General features: G+C 63.8%; 21 protein-coding genes. 12 read left to right on the top strand and 9 right to left on the bottom strand.

Annotation, left to right across the window (positions count from 1 at the left end):
- The first annotated feature begins 12 nt into the window (after positions 1-12).
- On the top strand, positions 13-633 hold the full coding sequence (locus tag BXA07_RS01190) for a LysE family translocator (RefSeq protein ID WP_244556141.1): 621 nt from the start codon (positions 13-15) through the stop codon (positions 631-633).
- On the opposite strand, the gene BXA07_RS01185 is transcribed toward BXA07_RS01190, so the two are convergent.
- The 5 genes from BXA07_RS01185 to BXA07_RS01165 form a co-directional block, all read right to left on the bottom strand.
- Positions 570-2006 carry a tetratricopeptide repeat protein gene (locus BXA07_RS01185; RefSeq protein WP_139335395.1) on the bottom strand — a complete coding sequence of 479 codons (1437 nt, stop codon included), beginning with the start codon at positions 2004-2006 and terminating at the stop codon, positions 570-572. The genes BXA07_RS01190 and BXA07_RS01185 overlap by 64 nt on opposite strands.
- A 119-nt stretch (positions 2007-2125) precedes the next feature.
- Positions 2126-2866, bottom strand: a complete 741-nt coding sequence (gene phbB, locus BXA07_RS01180) for an acetoacetyl-CoA reductase (RefSeq protein WP_076565617.1) — start codon at positions 2864-2866, stop codon at positions 2126-2128.
- A gap of 144 nt (positions 2867-3010) precedes the next feature.
- Positions 3011-4189: an acetyl-CoA C-acetyltransferase gene (locus tag BXA07_RS01175; protein WP_076564895.1), complete on the bottom strand. Its 1179-nt coding sequence runs from the start codon at positions 4187-4189 to the stop codon at positions 3011-3013.
- Positions 4190-4395: 206 nt separating this feature from the next.
- On the bottom strand, positions 4396-4881 hold the full coding sequence (gene phaP, locus BXA07_RS01170) for a TIGR01841 family phasin (protein ID WP_076564894.1): 486 nt from the start codon (positions 4879-4881) through the stop codon (positions 4396-4398).
- Between the two features lie 129 nt (positions 4882-5010).
- Positions 5011-5919, bottom strand: a complete 909-nt coding sequence (locus tag BXA07_RS01165; RefSeq protein WP_076564892.1) for a LysR family transcriptional regulator — start codon at positions 5917-5919, stop codon at positions 5011-5013.
- A 118-nt stretch (positions 5920-6037) separates the two neighbouring features.
- On the opposite strand from BXA07_RS01165, the gene BXA07_RS01160 reads away from it, so the two are divergent.
- From BXA07_RS01160 to minE, 4 genes are all read left to right on the top strand, one after another.
- The gene (locus BXA07_RS01160; protein ID WP_076564890.1) at positions 6038-8269 is read left to right on the top strand and encodes a 5-methyltetrahydropteroyltriglutamate--homocysteine S-methyltransferase; all 2232 of its coding nucleotides are present in this window, start codon (positions 6038-6040) and stop codon (positions 8267-8269) included.
- Between the two features lie 229 nt (positions 8270-8498).
- A complete protein-coding gene (gene minC / locus BXA07_RS01155) occupies positions 8499-9248 on the top strand; it encodes a septum site-determining protein MinC (protein ID WP_076564889.1) in 750 nt (249 codons plus the stop codon).
- Positions 9249-9285: 37 nt separating this feature from the next.
- Positions 9286-10101 carry a septum site-determining protein MinD gene (gene minD, locus BXA07_RS01150; RefSeq protein ID WP_071325832.1) on the top strand — a complete coding sequence of 272 codons (816 nt, stop codon included), beginning with the start codon at positions 9286-9288 and terminating at the stop codon, positions 10099-10101.
- Position 10102: 1 nt separating this feature from the next.
- Positions 10103-10354 carry a cell division topological specificity factor MinE gene (minE, locus tag BXA07_RS01145; protein ID WP_034752886.1) on the top strand — a complete coding sequence of 84 codons (252 nt, stop codon included), beginning with the start codon at positions 10103-10105 and terminating at the stop codon, positions 10352-10354.
- Between the two features lie 13 nt (positions 10355-10367).
- On the opposite strand, the gene BXA07_RS01140 is transcribed toward minE, so the two are convergent.
- Entirely contained in the window at positions 10368-10871 is a 504-nt protein-coding gene (locus BXA07_RS01140; RefSeq protein ID WP_076564887.1) for a hypothetical protein, read from the bottom strand.
- A gap of 168 nt (positions 10872-11039) precedes the next feature.
- On the opposite strand from BXA07_RS01140, the gene BXA07_RS01135 reads away from it, so the two are divergent.
- The 7 genes from BXA07_RS01135 (at position 11040) to BXA07_RS01105 (ending at position 18632) form a co-directional block, all read left to right on the top strand.
- Positions 11040-11729 carry a response regulator transcription factor gene (locus tag BXA07_RS01135; RefSeq protein WP_076564884.1) on the top strand — a complete coding sequence of 230 codons (690 nt, stop codon included), beginning with the start codon at positions 11040-11042 and terminating at the stop codon, positions 11727-11729.
- Positions 11730-11810: 81 nt separating this feature from the next.
- Positions 11811-13085 carry a glutamyl-tRNA reductase gene (gene hemA, locus BXA07_RS01130; RefSeq protein ID WP_076564882.1) on the top strand — a complete coding sequence of 425 codons (1275 nt, stop codon included), beginning with the start codon at positions 11811-11813 and terminating at the stop codon, positions 13083-13085.
- Between the two features lie 89 nt (positions 13086-13174).
- Positions 13175-14251 (top strand): peptide chain release factor 1, encoded by a 1077-nt coding sequence (prfA, locus tag BXA07_RS01125; protein WP_076564880.1) that lies wholly within the window; start codon positions 13175-13177, stop codon positions 14249-14251.
- A gap of 185 nt (positions 14252-14436) precedes the next feature.
- Positions 14437-14910 (top strand): disulfide bond formation protein B, encoded by a 474-nt coding sequence (locus BXA07_RS01120; protein WP_076565615.1) that lies wholly within the window; start codon positions 14437-14439, stop codon positions 14908-14910.
- A gap of 6 nt (positions 14911-14916) precedes the next feature.
- Positions 14917-15747 (top strand): peptide chain release factor N(5)-glutamine methyltransferase, encoded by an 831-nt coding sequence (gene prmC, locus BXA07_RS01115; RefSeq protein ID WP_076564879.1) that lies wholly within the window; start codon positions 14917-14919, stop codon positions 15745-15747.
- A gap of 214 nt (positions 15748-15961) precedes the next feature.
- A complete protein-coding gene (gene gshA / locus BXA07_RS01110) occupies positions 15962-17563 on the top strand; it encodes a glutamate--cysteine ligase (protein WP_076564877.1) in 1602 nt (533 codons plus the stop codon).
- A gap of 25 nt (positions 17564-17588) precedes the next feature.
- Complete coding sequence (locus tag BXA07_RS01105) at positions 17589-18632, top strand: histone deacetylase family protein (RefSeq protein WP_076564875.1); 1044 nt, start codon at positions 17589-17591, stop codon at positions 18630-18632.
- 82 nt (positions 18633-18714) lie between these two features.
- On the opposite strand, the gene BXA07_RS01100 is transcribed toward BXA07_RS01105, so the two are convergent.
- The 3 genes from BXA07_RS01100 to BXA07_RS01090 all read right to left on the bottom strand — a co-directional run bounded on the left by BXA07_RS01100 (position 18715) and on the right by BXA07_RS01090 (position 21636).
- Positions 18715-19296 carry a PEP-CTERM sorting domain-containing protein gene (locus tag BXA07_RS01100; protein ID WP_076564873.1) on the bottom strand — a complete coding sequence of 194 codons (582 nt, stop codon included), beginning with the start codon at positions 19294-19296 and terminating at the stop codon, positions 18715-18717.
- A gap of 305 nt (positions 19297-19601) precedes the next feature.
- Positions 19602-20384, bottom strand: coding sequence for a LytR/AlgR family response regulator transcription factor (locus tag BXA07_RS01095; protein ID WP_139335394.1), 783 nt, complete (start codon positions 20382-20384; stop codon positions 19602-19604).
- Positions 20371-21636 carry a histidine kinase gene (locus BXA07_RS01090; RefSeq protein WP_076564871.1) on the bottom strand — a complete coding sequence of 422 codons (1266 nt, stop codon included), beginning with the start codon at positions 21634-21636 and terminating at the stop codon, positions 20371-20373. The genes BXA07_RS01095 and BXA07_RS01090 overlap by 14 nt, the downstream gene beginning before the upstream one ends.
- Positions 21637-21899 lie beyond the last annotated feature (263 nt).

The following is a 21899-nucleotide window of genomic DNA, read 5'->3' as shown; positions in this document are numbered from 1 at the left end:
CCGAGCCGCGCCATGTCCGATTCTACCTTCCTGATGTACCTGCTGGCACTGGCCGGCGCCTTTTTATTGCCTGGCCCGGACATGGCGCTGGTGCTGGCGACGGGCGCCGCGCGCGGCGTGGCCACGGCGCTCGTGACGGCGCTGGGTATCGCCGGCGCGCGCGCCGTGCACGTGGCGCTGTCGGGCGCGGGCCTGGCGGCGCTGATGGTGACGCATCCGCAAGCCCTGCAATGGGTGAAATGGGCGGGCGCCGCCTACCTGCTGTACCTGGCCCTGCGCCTGCTGCAATCGGCCCTGTCGAACAGCACGGCGCAGGAAGATGCCGCCCCCGCGACGCCGCACGGCGCCGGCGCCAGCCTCGTACGCGGCTTCCTGACGAATCTGCTCAACCCGAAAGCCTTGCTGTTTTGCAGCATGTTCCTGCCGCAATTCGTTGCCGGTAGCGACGGCGTCGGCCTGCAATACCTGCGCCTGGGCGCCATCCTGGTGCTGGTAGGCCTGCTGTTCGACGCCCTGTACGCCGTGCTGGCCGCGCGCCTGGCACGCCGCCTGCGCGGCAAACCCTCGCCTTACGGCAAGTTCGTGCTGCCCACCGTGTTCGTGCTGCTGGCGGGACGGCTGGTGCTGGGCTGAACTGTCGGCGGCAGCGGCGCGCCGCCTGCAAAGAAGGCGGGGTAATCGTTCAACAGGCTGCGCTCCAAATCGTTGACCTTGCGAAATTGCCGCAGGGCCGGCGCCATGGCCCGGCCCGCATCCCAGCTGCGCCAGGCGTTCGGCGCATCGAATTGCGCGTAGAGCGCGTCGCCCAGGTCCTGGTACGCGGCCGCCATGTGCGGCTTGGCCTGCAGTACTTGCAGATACAAGGCCTTCGCTGCCTGCCATTGTCCCAGCTTGGCGTGCAGATTTCCCTCGAACAAAGCCAGCACGGGCTGCGCCAGTCCATATTGCTGACGCAAACCCTGCACGGTGGCCAGCGCGGCCTGCAGGCCTTCCTTGTCCTTGGCCAGCAGTGCCCGCGTCAAGTCATGGATGGACTGGCACGCCTGCATGGCCAGCTGCTGCGGCGGCGTGAGCTTTTCCACCAGCGCCCCCGTGGAAAAATGGTCTTCCAGCATGGTCAAGAAAGCGTCAAACGGTTGTTCGGCCGCAAACAGCTTTTCCGCTTCGGCCCGCAGCGCCGGATGCGCCCCGGGTTCCAGCGGCGGCAGCAGCGCCGCCTGCGCCAGCACGCGTTCGAGTACGGGCGCATCGGCCGCCAGCGGGCGGGGCCGGTACGCGGACAAGGCATAGGTGGCCGGTGCGCCCGCCGTCATGGCGCTGATGCGGAAATGGCGCGCGACTTTGCCGGCAATCTGCTGGTGATGCAAGGTGAATGCGGCAGGTATGCGCTTGCCGTCAGCCAGCATCTTCAGCACTGCCGGGTGGCCGCCCCAGGTGTAGCGCAACCACTGGGCAAACGCGCGTGCCTCGTCGCCGCTGACGGGGCTTCCAGCGATCTCCAGACGCAGCAAGGGTTGCCCGTCGATCGACCACAGTACGGCGCCGTCGAGCACTTGTGGCAGCAAGGGTCCACGCCGCTTGTTGTCCAGCACCGACAAAGCCTGCTCCTCATACACGCGAGCCGTTGCGTGCTGGTCAAGGCCGCTCGCCTTCAACATGCCGGCGATCCCTTGCCGGTGGCCCAGCTCAGCGGCGCGCGAACCCGCCACGTCGAACAGCGAATACGTGTCGTAGGTGGACGCCGCCGTATCGATCATGTAGCGGCGGCGCGTGGCAAAATCGAGCACGGACAAGGTGTGGCCGTCGCGGACGCTAATGAAATGTTCGCCCAGCACCACATCGCTGTCCTGCGTTTCGCGCGCTGGCAGACTGGTCTTCACGCCGGGCTTGTTGTCGCGCTCGGTAGTCACCGTGACGTGGAAGGCGACGCTGGCCTGAACCGCGGAAGTGCCCAGGAGAAGGATGGCGGCCACGCTGGCGCGGCGCAAGGCGGGAACAAGGGGCATGGAGAATGATGCGGTGAAGAAATGCTGATTCTAAGGCAAAGCGCGCGCTTGTCCCGTTTTGCTGGCAAGCATAAAAAAAGACAGCCGCAGCTGTCTTTTCTGTTGTACCTCAATACCGATTACGACATGTGCTGGCCGCCGTTGATCGAGATATTCGCGCCCGTGACGAACGCCGCTTCATCGGAAGCCAGGTAAGCCACCAGGCCCGCCACTTCTTCCGGCTTGCCCAGGCGCGCCATCGGAATTTGCGGGATGATTTTGCTATCGAGCACTTCTTGCGGAATCGCCATGACCATCTTGGTGCCGATGTAGCCGGGCGAAATGGTGTTGACGGTGACGTTCTTGCGCGCCACTTCCAGCGCCAGCGACTTGGTGAAGCCGTGCATGCCCGCTTTCGCGGCCGCATAGTTGGTCTGGCCGAAAGCACCTTTCTGGCCGTTCACGGACGAGATATTGATGATGCGGCCCCAGCCGCGTTCCACCATGCCGTCGCAGACGGGCTTGGTCATGTTGAAGACGGAATCGAGGTTGGTGCTCATCACGGCGTCCCAGTTCGTCTTGTCCATCTTCTTGAACGTCATGTCGCGCGTGATGCCGGCATTATTCACCAGCACGTCGACGGGACCGATGTCCTTTTCCACGGCAGCCACGCAGGCGGCGGCCGAATCGTAGTCGGCCACGTCGCAAGGATAGGCCTTGAAGTCATAACCCATGTCCTTGGTCGTCGCCAGCCAGTCGGCGACCTTCGGGTTACCCGGGGAATAGGTCGTCACCACGCGATAGCCGAGCGCCGCCAGCTTGAAACACACCGCTTCGCCCAGACCGCCCATGCCACCAGTTACCAATGCAACTCTTGCCATTTTCATCCCCTCAGTGTCGTTTTATTGCTAAAAAGTTAATTATTTTGCGAAAGCAATCCAGTTCCGCCGAGAATTACAGCGGCGTACCGCCGCGAACCCCGCCGTCACGCACTGCGCGCGACGGCGGGGTTCGGTGCCAGCTACTTAGTCGCGTTCGATGGCCAGGGCCACGCCCATGCCGCCGCCGATGCACAAGGCGGCCAGGCCTTTCTTGGCGTCGCGGCGTATCATTTCGTGGATCAGGGTGACCAGGATGCGCGCGCCCGAGGCGCCGATCGGGTGGCCGATGGCAATCGCGCCGCCGTTCACGTTGATCTTGCTGGTATCCCAGCCCATTTCCTTGTTGACGGCGATTGCCTGCGCGGCAAACGCTTCGTTGATTTCCATCAAGTCCAGCTCTTCATGCGTCCAGCCGGCCTTTTTCAGGCACAGGCGCGAAGCGGAGACAGGGCCCATGCCCATGACGGCCGGGTCCAGGCCCGACGAGGCGTAGGCCTTGATGCGCGCCAGCGGCTTCAAGCCCAGTTCCTTCGCTTGCGAGGCGGACATCATGATGACGGCGGCGGCGCCGTCGTTCAGGCCCGAGGCATTGCCGGCCGTGACGGTACCGTCCTTGGCAAACGCGGGACGCAGGCCGGCCAGCGATTCCAGGGTCGAACCGGGCTTGATGTATTCGTCGCTGTCGAAGACGACCGTGCCTTTTTTGTTGGCGATTTCCAGCGGCAGGATTTCATCCTTGAACTTGCCCGCCTTGTGCGCCGCTTCCGCCTTCAGCTGCGACTGCAGCGCGAATTCATCCTGCTCGGCGCGCGTCACTTCGTATTTCTTGGCCACGTTTTCCGCCGTGATGCCCATGTGGTACTGGTTGTAGACGTCCCACAGGCCGTCGACGATCATGGTGTCGATCATCTTGAAATCGCCCATGCGGAAACCATCGCGCGAGCCGTTCATCGCGTGCGGCGAGGCGCTCATGTTTTCCTGGCCGCCGGCGATGATGATGTTGGCGTCGCCGCACTTGATCGCCTGCGCCGCCAGGTGCGTGGCCTTCAGGCCGCTGCCGCACACCTTGTTGATGGTGAAGGCGGGGATGCTGCTCGGCAAGCCGGCCTTGATGACGGCCTGGCGCGCGGCGTTCTGGCCGACGGCGGCCGTCAGCACCTGGCCCAGGATCGCTTCACCGATCAGGTTGGGGTCTATGCCGGTTTGTGCCAGCAGGCCCTTGATTACGTGTGCGCCCAGTTCGGACGCAGGAATCTTGGCCAGACTGCCACCGAATTTGCCGACTGCGGTACGGCCGGCGGCCACGATTACGACATCATCCATTTATTTCTCCGATATGCAGGCCACGAGGGCCAAGGTCAAGGTGCGAATAGAATCCAGTGAATCCGGGAGGACAGGCTTGTTTCATTCTAGCGCGGCATGCGCCGCAGTTCCAGCGCCGCACCGCAGGCGGCAACGATGGCGACCGGTCCGGCGGTGGCGGCGGGCGGCCTGGCGCGGCGGATAGCCGCTGCCGGGCTGCCTCATGCTTAGACCCTGCGTGCAGGGCGCGTGTTTTTATTTTTATCATACCCTTCATCGGCGCCGCCGAAAGTGGTTTTTAGAAAATTATTGAAGGGAATAATCAGAGGTACGGGCGTTTGCTTTACTACCTGCAACAGCCCGTCAAATTTTTGACGCGATGCAGCAAACTCACCCTTTGTCACGCTGGCAAATTTCTCCTGGGTTTCTTGAGCAACATCCTTTGCCTGGCGGCCATACGCGTCGATGCGTTCGATGGCCAGCTGGGACTGCGCGCGCGACAGTTGCAGCAAGGCTTGCGGGTCTTTCGCCGACAGCAGCTCATTGCCCGCTACCGTAGCGGCCGCCAGCGCCGTGCGCGCCGCGTCCAGTTGCAGGTCGACGACGCTGGCGCCGCTGGCGTAGGCGGCCTTGGCATACGCCTGCGCACTGATCAACTGCGCTTCCACCAAGGCCTTGCCGGCCAGGGCCCATTGCTCGGAAAATGAAAACATTTCGTTCCTCCCCAATTTGAAGGCGGTGCCATGTTGCGCCGCACAGTACTCCACTGTAAGCGGCGGTTCCTTGCTAAACCTTGATATTTATCAAGCTTTTCTGTTGGTTTGTTTCCAATTCAACGTTGATCAAGACAACAACTTGATACCATCCAGCGAGGCCGCGCACTGTTCCCGTATCACGCTGACGAAATCGCGCACATAGGCCTTGTCCTGCAGCTGCTCGGGCACGGACACGTACAGGTCGCTCCACAGGCCGTGCTCGCCGACGGGGCGCGCCACCACATAATCGTAGTCGACGTAATTCTTGATGGCCCAGTTCGGCAAGGCGGCGATGCCGCGCCGGCTCGCCACCAGCTGCAGCACGGCCACCGTCAATTCCGCCGTGCGGCGTTCAAACTGGATGCCGGCCGGCTTCAGCACTTCGCGGATCAGGTCGATGCGCTCTTCCGGCACGGGATACGTGATCAGGGTCTCGCCCGCAAAGTCGCTCGCCGCCAGCCGGCGCAGCGCCTGCAGCCGGTGCTTCTGCGCCATCACCACCAGCATTTCAAAGCGGAACAGGGGAAACACGGTGAAATCGGGGCCGTACGGCGAGCCGATGACGAGGTCCGCCTCGCCCGAGCGCAGCAAGTCCGCCGGTTCGCTGTGGAAACCCGACACCAGGTCGATTTCCACTTCCGGCCAGCGCTGGCGAAACGCATCCATCACGGGCATGAGCCAGTCGAAGCACGTATGGCATTCGAGCGCCACGCGCAACTGTCCCTTGTCGCCCTGCGACAGGCGCGCCACGTCGCGCTCGGCCTGTTCGATCTCGGGCAGCAGCTTGTCGGCCAGCTCCAGCAGGCGGCTGCCCGTGGCCGTGAACGCGATGGGCATCGACTTGCGCTCGAACAGGGGCGCCTTGTAGCGCTCTTCGAGCAAACGGATCTGGTGCGACAGCGCCGACTGGGTCAGATTGAGCAATTGCGCGGCGCGCACCAGGCTGCCGGACGAACGCAGGGCACTCAGGGTGCGCAGGTGGCGAATTTCTAGCATCGGGGCAACAGGCTCTGTACGTGAATTATTTTCATGTTATTCGGCAAAATGTTTCGTTTTGATTATAGATCAAGTTGCCGCACACTCTAGCGCATTCACATTAAATCTCGATGACATCATGACCATTCGTACCCACATCCTTGGCTTTCCCCGTATCGGCGCCGCGCGCGAACTGAAATCGGCGCTGGAAAGCCACTGGCGCGGCGAGATGTCCGAGGCGGCCCTGGAGGCGACGGGCCGGCAATTGCGCGCGCGCCACTGGGCCTTGCAAAGGGACGCCGGCCTGGCCTGCGTCACCGTGGGCGACTTCGCCTTCTACGACCAGGTGGCCAGCCATATACAGCTGCTGGGCTGCGAACCGGCGCGTTTCGACTTCGACGCGCAGCAATCGCCGCTGTCGCGCTATTTCACCATGGCGCGCGGCGCGGACGCGCACGCAGAGCATGCCGGCTGCAGCCACGGCCAGCAGGAACACGTGGCCAGCGGCCACGCGCTGGAAATGAGCAAGTGGTTTGACACGAATTACCATTACCTGGTGCCGGAATTGTCGCCGCTGACGCAGTTTTCGCTGGCCTGCGAACGCCTGTTCGACGAAGTGGCCGAGGCGCAGGCGCTGGGCCACGAAGTGAAGGCGGCCCTGATCGGCCCCCTCACCTTCCTGTGGCTGGGCAAGGACAAGACGCCAGGCTTCGAGCGCCTGGCCCTGCTGGAACAGTTGCTGCCCGTCTACGGCGCCCTGCTCGACCGCTTGAAACAGCAAGGCGTGGCCTGGGTGCAGGTCGACGAGCCCATCCTGGGCCTGGACTTGCCCAACGCCTGGCGCAGCGCTTTTGAGAGCACGTACTGGCAGCTGAACCAGGTGGGCGTCAACATCCTGCTGGCCACGTATTTCTCGCCGCTGGAAGAAAACCTCAGTCTGGCCTGCCGCCTGCCCGTGGCCGGCCTGCACGTGGACGGCATCCGCGCGCCGCATGAACTGACCAGCATCGCGGACTGGCTGCCCGTGCATAAAGTCTTGTCCATCGGCATCGTCGACGGGCGCAACATCTGGCGCACCGACCTCGATGCAGCCCTGGCCGTGCTGCAGCCGCTGGCGGCCAAGCGCAATGGCCAGCTGTGGCTGGCGCCCTCATGCTCGCTGCTGCACGTACCGTTCAGCCTGGAAGCGGAAACGGACCTCGACGGCGACATCAAGAGCTGGCTGGCGTTTGCCACGGAGAAACTCGCGGAGCTTGCGCTGCTGAAGGACGCGCTGGCCGGCCATCCCGATGACACCGCGCTGGCCGCATTGGCCGTTTCCCGCCGGGCCATCGCCGGGCGCCGCGCCAGCCCCCGAGTGCGCCGTGCGGCGGTCGCGCAGCGCCTGCAGGCGCTCTCGCCCACGGCCGACCGCCGCGATTCCGGCTTCCCGCTGCGCCAGGCCATGCAGCGCGCCCGTTTCCAGCTGCCCGACTTCCCCACGACGACCATCGGCGCCGCCATCGCGCACGCCGTGGAGCGCCAGGAAGCGCTGGGCCTGGACGTGCTCACGCATGGCGAGGCGCAACGCCAGGACATGGTCGAATACTTCGGCGAGCAGCTGGACGGCTTCGTGCTGACCCGCCATGGCTGGGTGCAATCGTACGGCTCGCGCTGCGTGAAACCGCCCGTCATCTACGGCGACGTGCAGCGCCCGGCCGCCATGACGGTGGCCTGGACGGCGCACGCGCAAAGCCTGACGCCGAAACCCGTGAAGGCCATGCTGACGGGCCCGGTGACGCTCTTGCAATGGTCATTCGTGCGCGACGACCATCCGCGCGCCACCACGGCGCTGCAAATCGCCCTGGCCATCCGCGACGAGGTCGCCGACCTGGAAGCGGCCGGCATCGGCATCATCCAGATCGACGAACCGGCCATCCGCGAAGGCTTGCCGCTGCGCCGCAGCCAGCGCGACGCCTGCCTGGACTGGACCGCGCGCGCCTTCCGCATCGCCGCCTCGGTGGCCAACGACACGACGCAGATCCACACGCACCTGTGCTACGCCGAGTTCAACGACATCCTGCCGCAGATCGCCGCCATGGATGCCGACGTCATCACCTTGGAGACGAGCCGCTCGGACATGCAGCTGCCGGCGGGCCTAGGCCCGTTCCAGTATGCGAACGAAATCAGTCCCGGCGTGTACGCCATCGACGCGCCGCGCATTCCCACGCGCAGCGACATGGTGCGCTTGCTGCAAAAGGCCAGTACGGTCATTCCCCCGGCCGACTTGTGGGTGCACCCGGACTGCGGCCTGAAGACGCGGGACTGGACGGACACGGAAGCCGCCTTGAAAAATAGGCTCGCGGCAGCACGGCAGATGCGCGCGGCTTGATCCGGGACAACGCCGTCAGGGCGCATGTTGGGCTGCTTTCGGGGCGGCGCGCCGGTTTTCCGGGGCGCCGCCCTTGTTTTTTGACATGAAGTTACTGTTGCCCTGCGGAATAGCACACTCCAGGCCCCTGACGGTGATTTTTTTGCAGTAGAATGCAAGAAATTTACTGCTCCCCATTGTTGCCGTACGGAACAGTTGGCCTGCCGCAGTTTCACTTTGATAAATGTTTATGTCCAAAAGCCCGTCGCAGAAGCCTATCGAAATCAAGATTTCCACCGTCGTTGCCGTTTCCGCCATCATGCATAGCGCCGATACGCAGGCACTCGATGCCGCCTTGCGCGACATGACGGGAGGCGTGGCGGACTTTTTCGAGGACGACCTGGCCGTGCTGGACGTGGCCGACTTGCCGCCCGGCAGCATGCCCGTCGACTGGGCCGGCCTGGTGGCACTGCTGAAAAAATACCGTTTGAATGCCGTGGCCGTGCGCAATGCGCCGGCCGAGATGCACGACGCCATCCTGGCGCAGGGCCTGAGCCTCGACAGCGGCAAGACGCGCGACGATGCGCCGCCCAAGGATGGACCGAAGGATACCGCGACGGCGGCCGCCCAGTCGGGCGCCGAAGCACAGGTGATGGTGGTCGATACGCCCGTGCGGGCCGGCCAGCGCATTTATGCGCGCGGCTGCGACCTGATCATCACGGCAGTCGTCAACAATGGCGCCGAAATCATCGCCGACGGCAGCATCCACGTGTATTCCTCGCTGTATGGCCGCGCGCTGGCTGGCGCCTCGGGCAATCCCCAGGCGCGCATCTTCGCGCTGGCCATGGAACCGGAACTGGTCTCGATCGCCGGCGTGTACCGCACGTTCGAAGATGGTTTCCCCCCGGAAATGGCGCGCGGACCCGCGCAAATTCGTTTGGCCGGCGACAGAATCGATATACACTCTGTCAATCCGGTCACTCCCGTGAACCGCTCTTAAGCTGCACAATTCAAGAGATATCTGAAAAGGATTATTTGTGGCAAGAATTATTGTTGTGACGTCCGGCAAGGGCGGTGTCGGCAAGACGACCTCTAGCGCCAGTTTTTCCACTGGCCTGGCCATGCGCGGCCACAAGACAGCCGTGCTCGACTTCGACGTGGGCCTGCGCAACCTCGACCTGATCATGGGTTGCGAGCGCCGCGTCGTCTACGACCTGATCAATGTGATCAATAAAGAGGCGACGCTGAACCAGGCCTTGATCAAGGACAAGCACTGCGACAACCTGTTCATCCTGCCCGCGTCGCAGACGCGCGACAAGGACGCCTTGTCGGAAGAAGGCGTGGAACGCGTGTTGAACGACCTGATCAACATGGGCTTCGAGTTCATCATCTGCGATTCGCCGGCCGGCATCGAGCATGGCGCGCTGATGGCGCTGACGTTCGCCGACGAAGCCATCATCGTCACCAACCCGGAAGTGTCGTCGGTGCGCGATTCGGACCGCATCCTCGGCATCCTGCAAGCCAAGTCGCGCCGCGCGCAGACGGGCGGCGAACCGGTCAAGGAACATCTCTTGATCACCCGCTACTCGCCGAAGCGCGTGGAATCGGATGAAATGCTGTCCTACCAGGACGTGCAGGAAATCCTGCGCATCCCGCTGGTGGGCATCATTCCGGAATCGGAGCAGGTGCTGGCCGCCTCGAACCAGGGCAATCCGGCCATCCATTTCAAGGGCACGGACGTGGCGCAAGCCTATGAAGACGTGGTCTCGCGTTTCCTCGGCGAAGATGTCGAGTTGCGCTTTACCAACTATGAAAAGCCTGGATTACTCCAGCGCATTTTTGGGGCGAAGTGATATGGCCTTGCTTTCTTTCCTCTTCCCACCCAAGCCGAAGACGGCCACAGCGGCCAAGGAACGCCTGCAGATCATCATCGCCCGCGAACGCAGCGGACGCGATGGTCCGGACTTCCTGCCCGCCCTGCACAAGGAATTGATCGCCGTCATTTCCAAGTACACCAAGGTGAATGCCGACGACATCAAGATCTCGCTGGACCGCCAGGGCAACCTGGAAGTGCTCGACGTCAACGTGGTGCTGCCGGACGCGTAAGGTCTGATCCGGCCTACTCCGGCCGGACCGTGAGCAATTCCTGCGCCACCGCGGCGCAGGCATTCACGTGCTGGTTGCCGATCTGGCGGAACACGGCGTAGCCGATGGCCGCCGCCACCGCCTGGCCGGCAAACGGCACGAAGCGCGCTACCTGCTTGGTGGCAATCTTGACGCCACTGCGCTTGAGCAGCTGGAGTATCAGTTCGCGCGACACCAGCTTCCCCACCAGCATGCCCCCCATGCCCACCGCCGCGCGGTAGGCCATCAGCTTGAACTGCGGGTTGAGGCGTTCGATCTGCTCGGGCGTGAGGCCGAATTCGTGGTTGATATCATTGATCAGCATGGAAAACAGGCCGACGTCCGACATCAGGTCGATGCCCGGTATGGGGATGGCCGAGGCGCCGGCCGACATCACGGCGCGCCGCTGCACCAGGCGCCGGCAACGCTCGCGCACCTGCTCGATTTCCGCACGACTGGCCGGTATCAGGGTCCAATCCGTGCTGCTCTTGTCTGTCATGCCCGTTTCTCCGCTAGTAAGGGTAGATGAACAAGTGTAACGTAAAGAATACGGCCTCCGATTTCACTGGACACAATTGCAATCTCTGTTATATTTCACTTGAGCATTCCTTAACATTACGATAAGCAGAACGGACCGTCTGTTTGTTGCTACACACTCCAGCCCATTATGCGAATTGCCGTACTCGATAGCGATCATAGTCAGGCAGAACTGATCTGCCAGGTGCTCACCGCCGCCGGCCACGCTTGCCACGAGTTTCAGAGTGGCAAGGAAATGCTGGGGCAACTACGCAAGGACAGTTGCGACATGCTCATCCTCGACTGGCATGTGAGCGACCTGGACGGCGCCGAAGTGCTGCGCCGCGCACGAGAAAAACTGGCGCCCAAGGCGCCGGTGTTGTTTATGACCAACAGCTCGGGCGAGGACGACGTCGTGGCGGGCATGACGGCAGGCGCCGATGACTACATGATCAAGCCCCTGCGGCGCAGCGAACTGACCTTGCGCACCCAGGCGCTGCTGCGCGTGGCCTATCCGAGCCAGACTGGCGCCGAGCAACTGCAATTCGGGCCATATACCTTTGGCATGCGCCCCGACCGCCTGCTCAGAGATGGCGAAATGCTGGACGTGACGCACAAGGAATTCGCCCTGGCCCTGCTGTTTTTCCGCAACCTGGGCCGTCCCCTGTCCCGCGCCTACATCCACGAAGCCGTCTGGCAGCGCGAAACGGCCCTGCCCTCGCGCACCATGGATACCCACGTTTCGCGCGTGCGCAACAAGCTGCAGCTGAAACCGGAACACGGCTACCGCCTGGTGCCCGTCTACAGTTATGGTTATCGCCTGGAAAAACTGGGCGGCTGAGCGGCGGCAAACGGCTGACCTGCTCAAAGCGCGGGCACAAAGCGTTATAATGTCGGCATAAGTCATCCCAACAGCCCTGAAATGCAACTGCTCGCCGTCGGTCTCAACCATACCACCGCCCCAGTGTCGCTCCGCGAACAGCTGGCGTTTGCGCCTGAGCATCTGGGTTCGGCGGTGATGGCGGCGCGCACCTGGTTCCAGCGCATCGACCTGCGCGACAACGACGAAGCGGCCATCCTCTCGACCTGCAACCGCACCGAGCTGTATGCGGCCAGCCATGTGCCCAATCCGCTGGACGCGGGCGCGCATTTCCTGGCCGATTATCACAATCTCAACTACAGCGAGCTGCGCCCCCACCTGTATATGCTGCCGCAGCACGATGCCGTGCGCCACACCTTCCGCGTCGCCTCCGGGCTCGATTCGATGGTGCTGGGCGAAACGCAGATCCTGGGCCAGATCAAGGACGCCATCCGCACGGCCGACGAGGCGGGCGGCCTGGGCACCTATCTGCACCAGTTGTTCCAGCGCAGCTTTTCGGTGGCCAAGGAAGTGCGCAGCAGCACGGAGATCGGCGCCCACAGCGTCTCCATGGCGGCCGCGGCCGTGCGACTGTCGCAACGCATCTTCGACAAGATCGCCGAACAGAATGTGCTGTTCATCGGTGCAGGCGAAATGATCGAATTGTGCGCCACGCACTTTGCCGCGCAAAACCCGAAAAGCATCACGATAGCCAACCGCACCATGGAACGCGGCGAAGAGCTGGCGCACCGCTTTTCCGGCACGGCCATCCGCCTGGCGGACCTGCCGGAAAAACTGCACCAGTTCGACATCGTCATCTCGTGCACGGCGTCGTCCTTGCCGCTGCTGGGCCTGGGACTGGTCGAGCGCGCCATCAAGGCGCGCCGCCACAAGCCCATGTTCATGGTCGACCTGGCCGTGCCGCGCGACATCGAGGCCGAAGTGGGCCGTTTGAACGATGTCTTCCTGTACACGGTCGACGACCTGGGCAAGGTCGTGCAGACGGGCCTGGAAAGCCGGCAAGCGGCCGTGGCGCAAGCCGAGGCCATCATCGAGACGCGCGTGCAATCGTTCATGAGCTGGGTCGACGACCGCGCCATGGTGCCCGTCATCCAGCATCTGCATGAAAACAGCGAAGCGCTGCGCCTGCTGGAAGTGGAACGGGCGCGCAAGATGCTGGCCAAGGGCGCCGACATCGACGCCGTGCTCGAAGCGCTGTCGAAAGGCTTGACGGCCAAGTTCCTGCACGGCCCGCAGCAGGCGCTGCACCACGCGCAAGGCGACGAGCGCAAGCAGCTGGCCACCCTGCTGCCGAAACTGTTCCGTCCCCGCCGTTAGCGCAGCCCCGCTGGCCGCCCGCGCGGCCGCCCCCTGCCCGCCCGCCGGGCGCGCCGCACCCTATACACCCTCTTTTACCGCGAACCGCTATGAAACCATCCATGCTGGCCAAACTCGATCAACTGGCGAACCGCCTGGTCGAACTCGACGAACTGCTGATGCATCCCGACGCCACGTCGAACATGGACAGCTACCGCAAGATGACGCGCGAGCACGCCGAGCTGGGACCGCTGGTGGCCCTGTACCGCTCCTACCAGGAAGCGGGCAACGATATTGCGACAGCGCAAGAAATGCTGGCGGACCCCGACATGAAGGACTTCGCACAGGAAGAGATCGAGGCGGCGAAAGCCACCATGGCGCAACTGGAACGCGAACTGCAGACCATGCTGCTGCCGAAGGACGTCAATGACGAACGCAATATCTTCCTGGAAATTCGCGCCGGCACGGGCGGCGACGAATCCGCCCTGTTCGCCGGCGACCTGCTGCGCATGTACACGCGCTTTGCCGAGCGCAACCGCTGGCAGGTGGAACTGGTGTCGTCATCGGACTCCGACCTGGGTGGCTACCGCGAAGTGATCGTGCGCGTGGTGGGCAATGGCGCGTATTCGAAGCTGAAATTCGAGTCCGGCGGCCACCGCGTGCAGCGCGTGCCGGCCACGGAAACGCAGGGCCGCATCCACACGTCCGCCTGCACGGTGGCCGTGATGCCGGAAGCGGACGAAGTGGAAGACGTCAACATCAACCCGGCCGACCTGCGCATCGACACCTACCGCGCCTCGGGCGCGGGCGGGCAGCACATCAACAAGACGGATTCGGCCGTGCGCATCACCCACTTGCCGACCGGCATCGTGGTCGAGTGCCAGGACGACCGCAGCCAGCACAAGAACAAGGCGCAGGCGATGAAAGTGCTGGCCGCCCGCATCAAGGACGTGCAGCTGCGCGAACAGCAGTCGAAGGAAGCGGCCACCCGCAAGAGCCTGATCGGCTCGGGCGACCGCAGCGAGCGCATCCGCACCTATAATTTCCCGCAAGGCCGGCTGACGGACCACCGCATCAACCTGACGTTATATAAACTGGACTTCATCATGGATGGCGATTTGACGGAACTGACGAATGCCTTGGCGGCAGAGCACCAGGCGGAGCTGCTTGCCGCGCTGGGCGATTAAAAAGCGTCCATGGCGGCGTTGCATCGCCTGGCCCTACATTCGTACTGCCTGCGGCGCAGCGCCTTGCCCTGAACACTTTTTAAAGCGCCCAGCCAGATCAAGGGTTTAAGTAGCGGCTAAGCAATAAAAATCCGGCCTTGTGCGAAAATGACCAGCCCGATTCCATCCACCTCACCGTGTCGCCCATGAAAAATTCACGCACCGTCCTCCTGTTGATCGCCGCCCTGTGTTTCCTGATGCTGGGGGTGGCCATGTATTTGCAGCATGCCATGAACATGGCGCCGTGCCCGCTGTGCGTGATCCAGCGCTACCTGTTCCTCGCCATCGGCGTCGCCTGCCTGGCGGGCGCCGCCGCCAACCGCCCGAAGATCGGCGCCGGCATCGGCTTGCTGGCTGCCCTGGGCGGCCTGGGCGTGGGTGCCAAGCATTTGTACGTGCTGGCCAACCCGGGCTTTTCGTGCGGCATCGACCCGGTGGAAACGGCGCTGAACAAGATTTTCACGGCCGAACTCATGCCCTTCATGTTTGAATCGTACGGCGCCTGCGAAAATGCCGGCGAGCCGTTTTTCGGCCTGTCCATCCCGCAATGGGCATTCGCCTGGTTTGCCATTTTTGCCATCGGCCTGCTGTGGACCTTGCTGCGCCGTAAACAACACTAGAAATTTATGCCAGAAACACTGATCCCCGCCGGCAGCACTGTCGGCGCCCTGCAAATCCGTCCGCTGCTCGACCCGCTCGAAAACCGCATCCTGCTCGGTCACGCGCTGGGCCTGTCCCGCGTCTCGCTGATCACGCAATCGGAGCGTGCACTCACTCACGATGAAGCCGAGCGTTTGTCAGCGTTGATGGCGCGCCGCCTGCGGGGCGAGCCGATCGCCTACATCGTCGGCCAGCGCGAGTTCTTCGGCCTGCCGTTCGAAGTGAACGAGGCCGTGCTGATCCCCCGCCCCGACACGGAAGTGCTGGTGGAGCTGGCGCTCGAACGCCTGCCGCCCGGCGGACGGGTGCTCGACATGGGCACGGGCAGCGGCGCCATCGCCGTCGCGCTGGCCTACACGCGGCCCGACGCCGTCGTCACGGCCCTGGACGTGAGCAGCGCGGCGCTGGCCGTGGCGCGCCGCAACGCCAGCGCCAACGGCGTCAACATCACCTTCATGGCCAGCGACTGGTTCGAGGCGCTGGGCACGGAAAAATTCGACCTGATCGTCTCCAATCCCCCCTACATCGCCAGCGGTGACCGCCACCTGGCCGAAGGCGATTTGCGCTTCGAGCCGCCCGGCGCGCTGACCGACCATGCGGACGGCCTGTCGGCCCTGCGCACCATCGTGGCCGGCGCCGCGCGCCACTTGGCGGCCGGCGCCTGGCTGCTGATGGAACACGGCTATGACCAGGCGGGCCAGGTGCGCGAGCTGCTGGCCGCTGCCAACTACAACAAAGTGCAAAGCTGGCGCGACCTGGCCGGCATCGAGCGCGTCAGCGGCGCCCGCCAGGGCTGACGTTGCCACCTGCGCAAAGCTTGACCCGGCAGCGCGCCAGATCCCCCGCAGTTTGTTAAACTATCAAGCGAATTCCTGACCGAAGCGCCGTCCCCCTTGCCCGGGACGGACGCTGGCGACGCGGCGTTTTTTGGGCCGGCGCCGACGCATTTGCCAAAATTCGGTTAATCTCAGCACAAATTATTTATCTGCTGCACAAGAAAGGAAGCTCAAATTGCCCAACCTGTTGACTCGCCGCCTGGCATTGCTGACTGAAGATGCCAACCGCGCGCTGCTGGGCGGCTTGCGCGGCATCGAGCGTGAAACACTGCGCGTCGACCCCGCCGGCCATCTGGCTTCCACGCCCCATCCCGCCGCCCTGGGCTCGGCGCTGACGCACCCTGAAATCACCACCGACTACGCCGAAGCGCTGCTCGAATTCATCACCCCGGCCGAAACCGACATCGCCGTTACGCTCGACAAGCTCGATACCGTGCACCGCCACGCCTACAGCCGCCTCGGCGACGAATTGCTGTGGAGCCAGTCGATGCCCTGCCAGCTGCCGCCCGAGGAGGATATCGAGATCGCCAACTACGGCAGCTCGAACATGGGCATGCTCAAGCACGTCTACCGGCGCGGCCTGGCCTTGCGCTACGGCAAGGCCATGCAATGCATCGCCGGCATCCACTACAACTATTCGCTCGACGAGCAGCTGTGGCAAGTGCTGGCCAGCCATCCGGACACCAGCGCCAGCGCCGCACATGCGACGGCCTCGGCCAAGGATGTGCAGTCGGAAAGCTACCTGGCGACGATCCGCAATTTCCGCCGCTACAGCTGGCTCTTGATGTACCTGTTCGGCGCCTCGCCGGCCCTGTCCGCCGGCTTCCTGCGCGGCCGCGCGCACAAGCTCGACACCTTGTCCGACGACACCCTGTTCCTGCCCTACGCCACCAGCTTGCGCATGAGCGACCTCGGCTACCAGAACGACGCCCAGTCCGGCCTGCGCCCGCACGAAAACAGCCTGGAAGACTACGTCAACGCCCTCACGCACGCCGTCAACGACCCGTATCCGCCGTATGCGGCGCTGGGCACGAAGAAGGATGGCGAGTGGATACAGTTGTCCACCAACGTGCTGCAGATCGAAAATGAGTACTATTCGACCATCCGCCCGAAGCGCGTGATCCGCACGGGCGAGCGCCCGATCCAGGCCCTGTGCCTGCGCGGCGTGCAATACATCGAAGTGCGCTGCATGGATGTCGACCCGTTCGAACCGGTCGGCATCAGCCTGGAAACGGGCCGCTTCCTCGACGCGTTCTTGCTGTTCTGCGCACTCGACGACAGCGCGCCGATTTCTGCCGAGCAAAGCGCCTGCTACACGAACAATTTCGCCCGCACCGTCAAGGAAGGCCGCAAGCCGGGCTTGGCCCTGCGCCGCGATGGCGAAGACATCACCCTGCAGGCCTGGGGCGAGGAATTGCTGGCCCGTATCGCGCCCGTGGCGGCCTTGCTCGATGCGCGCCAGGGCGGCACGCAGCATGCGGACAGCCTGGCCGCGCAGGCCCGTAAACTGGCCGACCCCGATATGACGCCATCGGCAAAGGTATTGGCCGCGCTGCGCGCCAACGGCGGCTCATTCGCCGCCTTCGGCCTGCAGCAAAGCGAACGCCATGCGGCGTTTTTCCGCGCGCATCCGCCCACCCCCGAGCAAAGCGCATATTTCGACGCGATGGCGGAAAGCTCGCTGGCCGAGCAGCGTGCCATGGAAGCGGCGCCCGCCGGCAGCTTCGACGATTTCGTCGCCGCCTACCGCGCCAGCACCCTGTGTTCGCATACCTGAGCCTGACCTTGCGCAAAGCGTCCCCATGCTGACCTTCTATAATGAATTGCACAGCCAGCACCGGGGCCGCTTCGAGATGTTTCGCGGCACCATGGTGCCCTGCTTCGAAACGCCGGAGCGGGCCGACATGGTGGTGGCCGAGCTGGGGCGGCGCAACCTGGGCCGCATCGTCACGCCGCACGGCGTGCCGCTGACCTCCTTGGAACGCATCCACACGCCCCGCTACCTGCATTTCCTGCGCCACGCCTGGCACGACTGGCTGGCGCTCGACCCCGGCAACGCTGGCAGGGACGCCTTGCCATCCGTGTGGCCCGTACGCACCTTGCGCAGCGACATCGAGCCGGACGACTTCACGGCCAGGCTGGGCCTGTACTCGATGGACAATGGCACGCCGCTGACGGCCGGCACGTGGACGGCGGCCAAGACGGGTGCCGACTGCGCCGTCAACGCGGCCCACGCGCTGCGCCTGGGCGAGCGGGCCACGTTTGCCCTGACGCGCCCGCCCGGCCACCATGCGGGCAGCGATTTCTTTGGCGGCTACTGTTTTCTGAACAACGCGGCCCTGGCCGCACAGCATCTGCTCGATGACGGCGCCCGCAAGGTCGCCATTCTCGACATCGATTACCACCACGGCAACGGCACGCAAAGCATCTTTTACGGACGCGACGACGTGCTGTTCGCCTCGATCCACGCCGACCCGCGCAGCGAATATCCGTTTTACCTCGGTCACGCCGACGAGACGGGCAGCGGCGCGGGGCTCGGCTACAACGTCAATTTACCGCTGCCGGCCGGCACGACTGCGGCCAGCTGGTTCGCCGCGCTGGAAACGGCCTGCCTGCGCATCAATATGTACGCGCCCGACGCGCTGGTGGTGTCGCTCGGCGTGGACACCTTTGCTGGTGATCCCCTCTCGCACTTCGCCCTGCAAAGCGGCGACTACCTGCGCGTGGGCGAACGCCTCGCGCATTTGAACCTGCCCACCGCCTTCATCCTGGAAGGGGGATATGCGGTGAAGGAACTGGGCATCAATGTCGTCAACGTACTCGAAGGCTACGAAACGGCAGAGTAAGGCAAGCGGCACACTCCTGCCCCGTTGCGGCAATACCGGATGACCCGGCTGAGCGCCGGGAGATCCGGTAGAGAAAACAAGACTAGGCGAAAAGTGTGCGACGGCGTGCGCGCACCCAGTACATGAGGGCCAAGCCCGCGGGCAGCATCAACGCGGTCGTTGGCTCAGGAACGCTAAGCATGCTGAAGGTCGTCTTGTCGGACCAGTTATAGCGGCTTACCCAATTTTCCTCATGGAATATGTCTCCTGATCCTTGGCTGAAGTGGCTGCCGGTCACGGTATCGCTGAACCACCAGCGGTTATAAAATTCGTCCGCCCCATGGGTACCGACGGTATAGTCAAGTTGTCCCGTCAGCGCATAACTGAAGTTATACACGCTGCACGAGAGATAGTGGCTACCGCATCCCGATCCGCCCGGATTTGCTACCTTCGGCAAAAACCGGTGGCCTTGGGATTCGAAATAACTCAACTCATCCAGCGTAACCACCCCATCCGCATTACGGTCCTCCCCGACGAATTCCCCCTTGAGCTCCATCTGGGGATTGAACACGCCGGTCGCCGCGTCGACAAAGCCGCGATAGGTGAAATGCCATACTCTCGGTTCGGCATGAGCAGCTGATAGTCCGGCGAGACTTAGCACGGCAGAAAGCAGATATTTTTTCATGGTTTCCTCGTATGTTGGTCGGGCGTTATACAGACAGGGAGCAACAGTGACGGCAACCCGTCGCGATGGATGTTATCATAATTGTAATTTCATCCAGTCAGGGCAGATTTTCCCCTGCCGCCGAGAGTGTCGGCAAACGCTTGCAATTCGATAGACATGGCCGGGAGAGGCCACGCGGCGCGCGGGCTGGGGCGCGCAGATATCGAGACGGTGGGGTGAGACTGAAGGCAGACGGGGACGCCGGGTCTCCCGTCCAGCTTGACGGTGCATGCTGCGTCAGCGGTGTCGAGCGCCTGACGCCAGGGCTACATATTGCGAAACAAATTCATGAACGGCTGGCTCACGGCCAGGGTTTCCGGCCGCGTTTTCAGGCGCAGGGTGCCGCGTCCCACCTCGTCGCGCGTGACGGCGGCCACCATCTTCATGTTGACGATGGTGGAGCGGTGGATCTGCTTGAAGATGGCCGGATCGAGCACGTCAAGCAGTTCGCGTATCGGCTTGCGCAGCAGCGCCTCGCCATCGGCCGTCATGACGGCCGTGTACTTGGTATCGGACTGAAAATAGGCGATGTCTTCCACCATGATCAGCCGCGTATCCTTGCCGCTGCTGGCCGTCAGCCACACCAGCGGCGGCGATTTGGCCGCCGCCGGCAAGGCGCTGCTCAATTGCTGCAGCAGGCCGGCCAGCGCGCCATCCTGCGCCAGCCCCTTGCCGGCCCGCGCCTGCAGGCGCTGCAAGGTCGCCTGCAGGCGCTCGCGGGCAATCGGCTTTAGCAGGTAGTCGACGGCGCCCTTGTCGAAGGCGTCGATCGCATACTGGTCGTAGGCCGTGACGAAGACCACTTGCGTGCCGGGGCTGGCCTGCACGGCGCCGGCCGCCACTTCCAGCCCCGTCAGACCCGGCATGCGGATATCGAGGAAGGCCACGTCAGGTCGCAAGGTGGCGATGGCGTCGAGCGCCGTGCCGCCGTCGTCACAGGCGGCGACGATGCGCAGGTCCGGCCACAGCTCACCGAGCATCGCCACCAGCGCATCGCGCAGCAGCGTTTCATCCTCGGCGACGACGCACGTCATTTCAGGCGGATGCATATGACACTCCTTGCGCCGTGCTGTCCGGCACCGTGATGGTGGCCGTCACACCATCGGGGAAGTTGGCGACGATGGCAAACGCTGCGGCATTGCCGTAGGTCAGGCGCAGCCGTTCGCGCACATTGCGCAGGCCAATGCCCGTGCCGCCGCCGTCGTCGCTGAAGCCCTTGCCATCGTCGGCCACCGTGACGATCACCGTGCCATTGCCGCTGCGCGCCATGATCCAGATGGTGCCGCCGCCGCTTTTCGGCTCCAGGCCATGCTTGATGGCGTTTTCCACCAGGGTTTGCAGCATCATCGGAGGCAGTTCCACCTGGCGCAGGTATTGCGGTACCTCAATCTGCAGATTCAGCCGCCCGCCCATGCGGATTTTCAGGATGTCGAGGTAGGCGCGCGCCCGTTCCAGCTCCGTGCCCAGCGTCGACATGGCTTGCTCCGTGCGCGGCAGCGAGTGGCGCAAGTACAGGATCAGGTTGCCCAGCATCGCGTCGGCGCGCAGAGGGTCGCTGCGCGTGAGCAGCTGGGCGCTGGCCAGGGTGTTGTACAGGAAGTGCGGCTCCACCTGCGCATGCAGCAGGCTCAGCTTGGCCACCGTGAGTTCCTTTTCCGTCACCGTCTGGCGCGCCTCGGCCTGCTCGCCGCGCCGGCGCTGCGCCACCCGGCGCGTCATCGCCCGCGTCACCGCCTCCGCGTTTTCCAGGTTGCTGCCATGGTCGACGAGGAACCAGTCCGTCCACGCGTTGCGCGCCGGCTCGCAGATCAGGGTCACGCTGCCCGCCTCGCCATTCGGCGTGACGGTGGCGAGGATCTGGTTCGGCCGCGGCTCGAAGAAACCCAAAAAGCGCATGCGCGGCAAGCCCGTGTCCGTGTACGGCGCCGCGCGGCGCACGCGGGCCTGTACCTGCAGGCTGTCGCGCGCGCTCTCGACCACTTCGCTGCCCGGCAATTCGCGGATGGCCGCGTCGACCATGTCGAACGCTTCGCCCGCCTCGAACGGGATCTCGATCTGGCGCCGCTGGCGGCTCGACAGGGTACCGGCATTGACGGCGCCGGCGATCAGACGCACGCGGCGCACGTGCGAAAACGCATTCGTGATGACGGTGCAGGCCAGCAGGGCGCCGACGATGACGAAGAAGCCTTCCGTGTGTCCGAAAATGTAGCGCAGGAAGTTCTCGACCAGAATCGCCGTGGCGATGAGGTAGGTGAGCATCGTGGCCAAGGTGAGGCGGAGAATGAAGAACAGGCTAGTCATGATTTTTCCCTGGAACGTAGAAGTGGGCCAAGCATAGCCAGCGGCGCCAGCGACGGTGGCAATTATGCGATGGAAGCCCGGTAGTGGCGACAAAGGCAAGAAAATAAAGGTTCAAGACACCTGAGCAAACCGGCTGCGCGTCGGAATAGGTGGCCTGCGATGCTCACCGCACTAAAAGTACGGTTCCGCGTCTCGACCACCCCTCCCTTCCGCTCGCAATGGTTTGGTCAGGTGTCGTGACTTTATAAATAAAATCGCTTGCA

Source organism: Janthinobacterium sp. TND4EL3 (genome assembly GCF_900156175.1).
Lineage (GTDB): Bacteria > Pseudomonadota > Gammaproteobacteria > Burkholderiales > Burkholderiaceae_D > Janthinobacterium.
The sequence above is the reverse complement of the archived record's forward strand: the minus strand, read 5'-3'. Positions and strand labels throughout refer to the sequence as shown.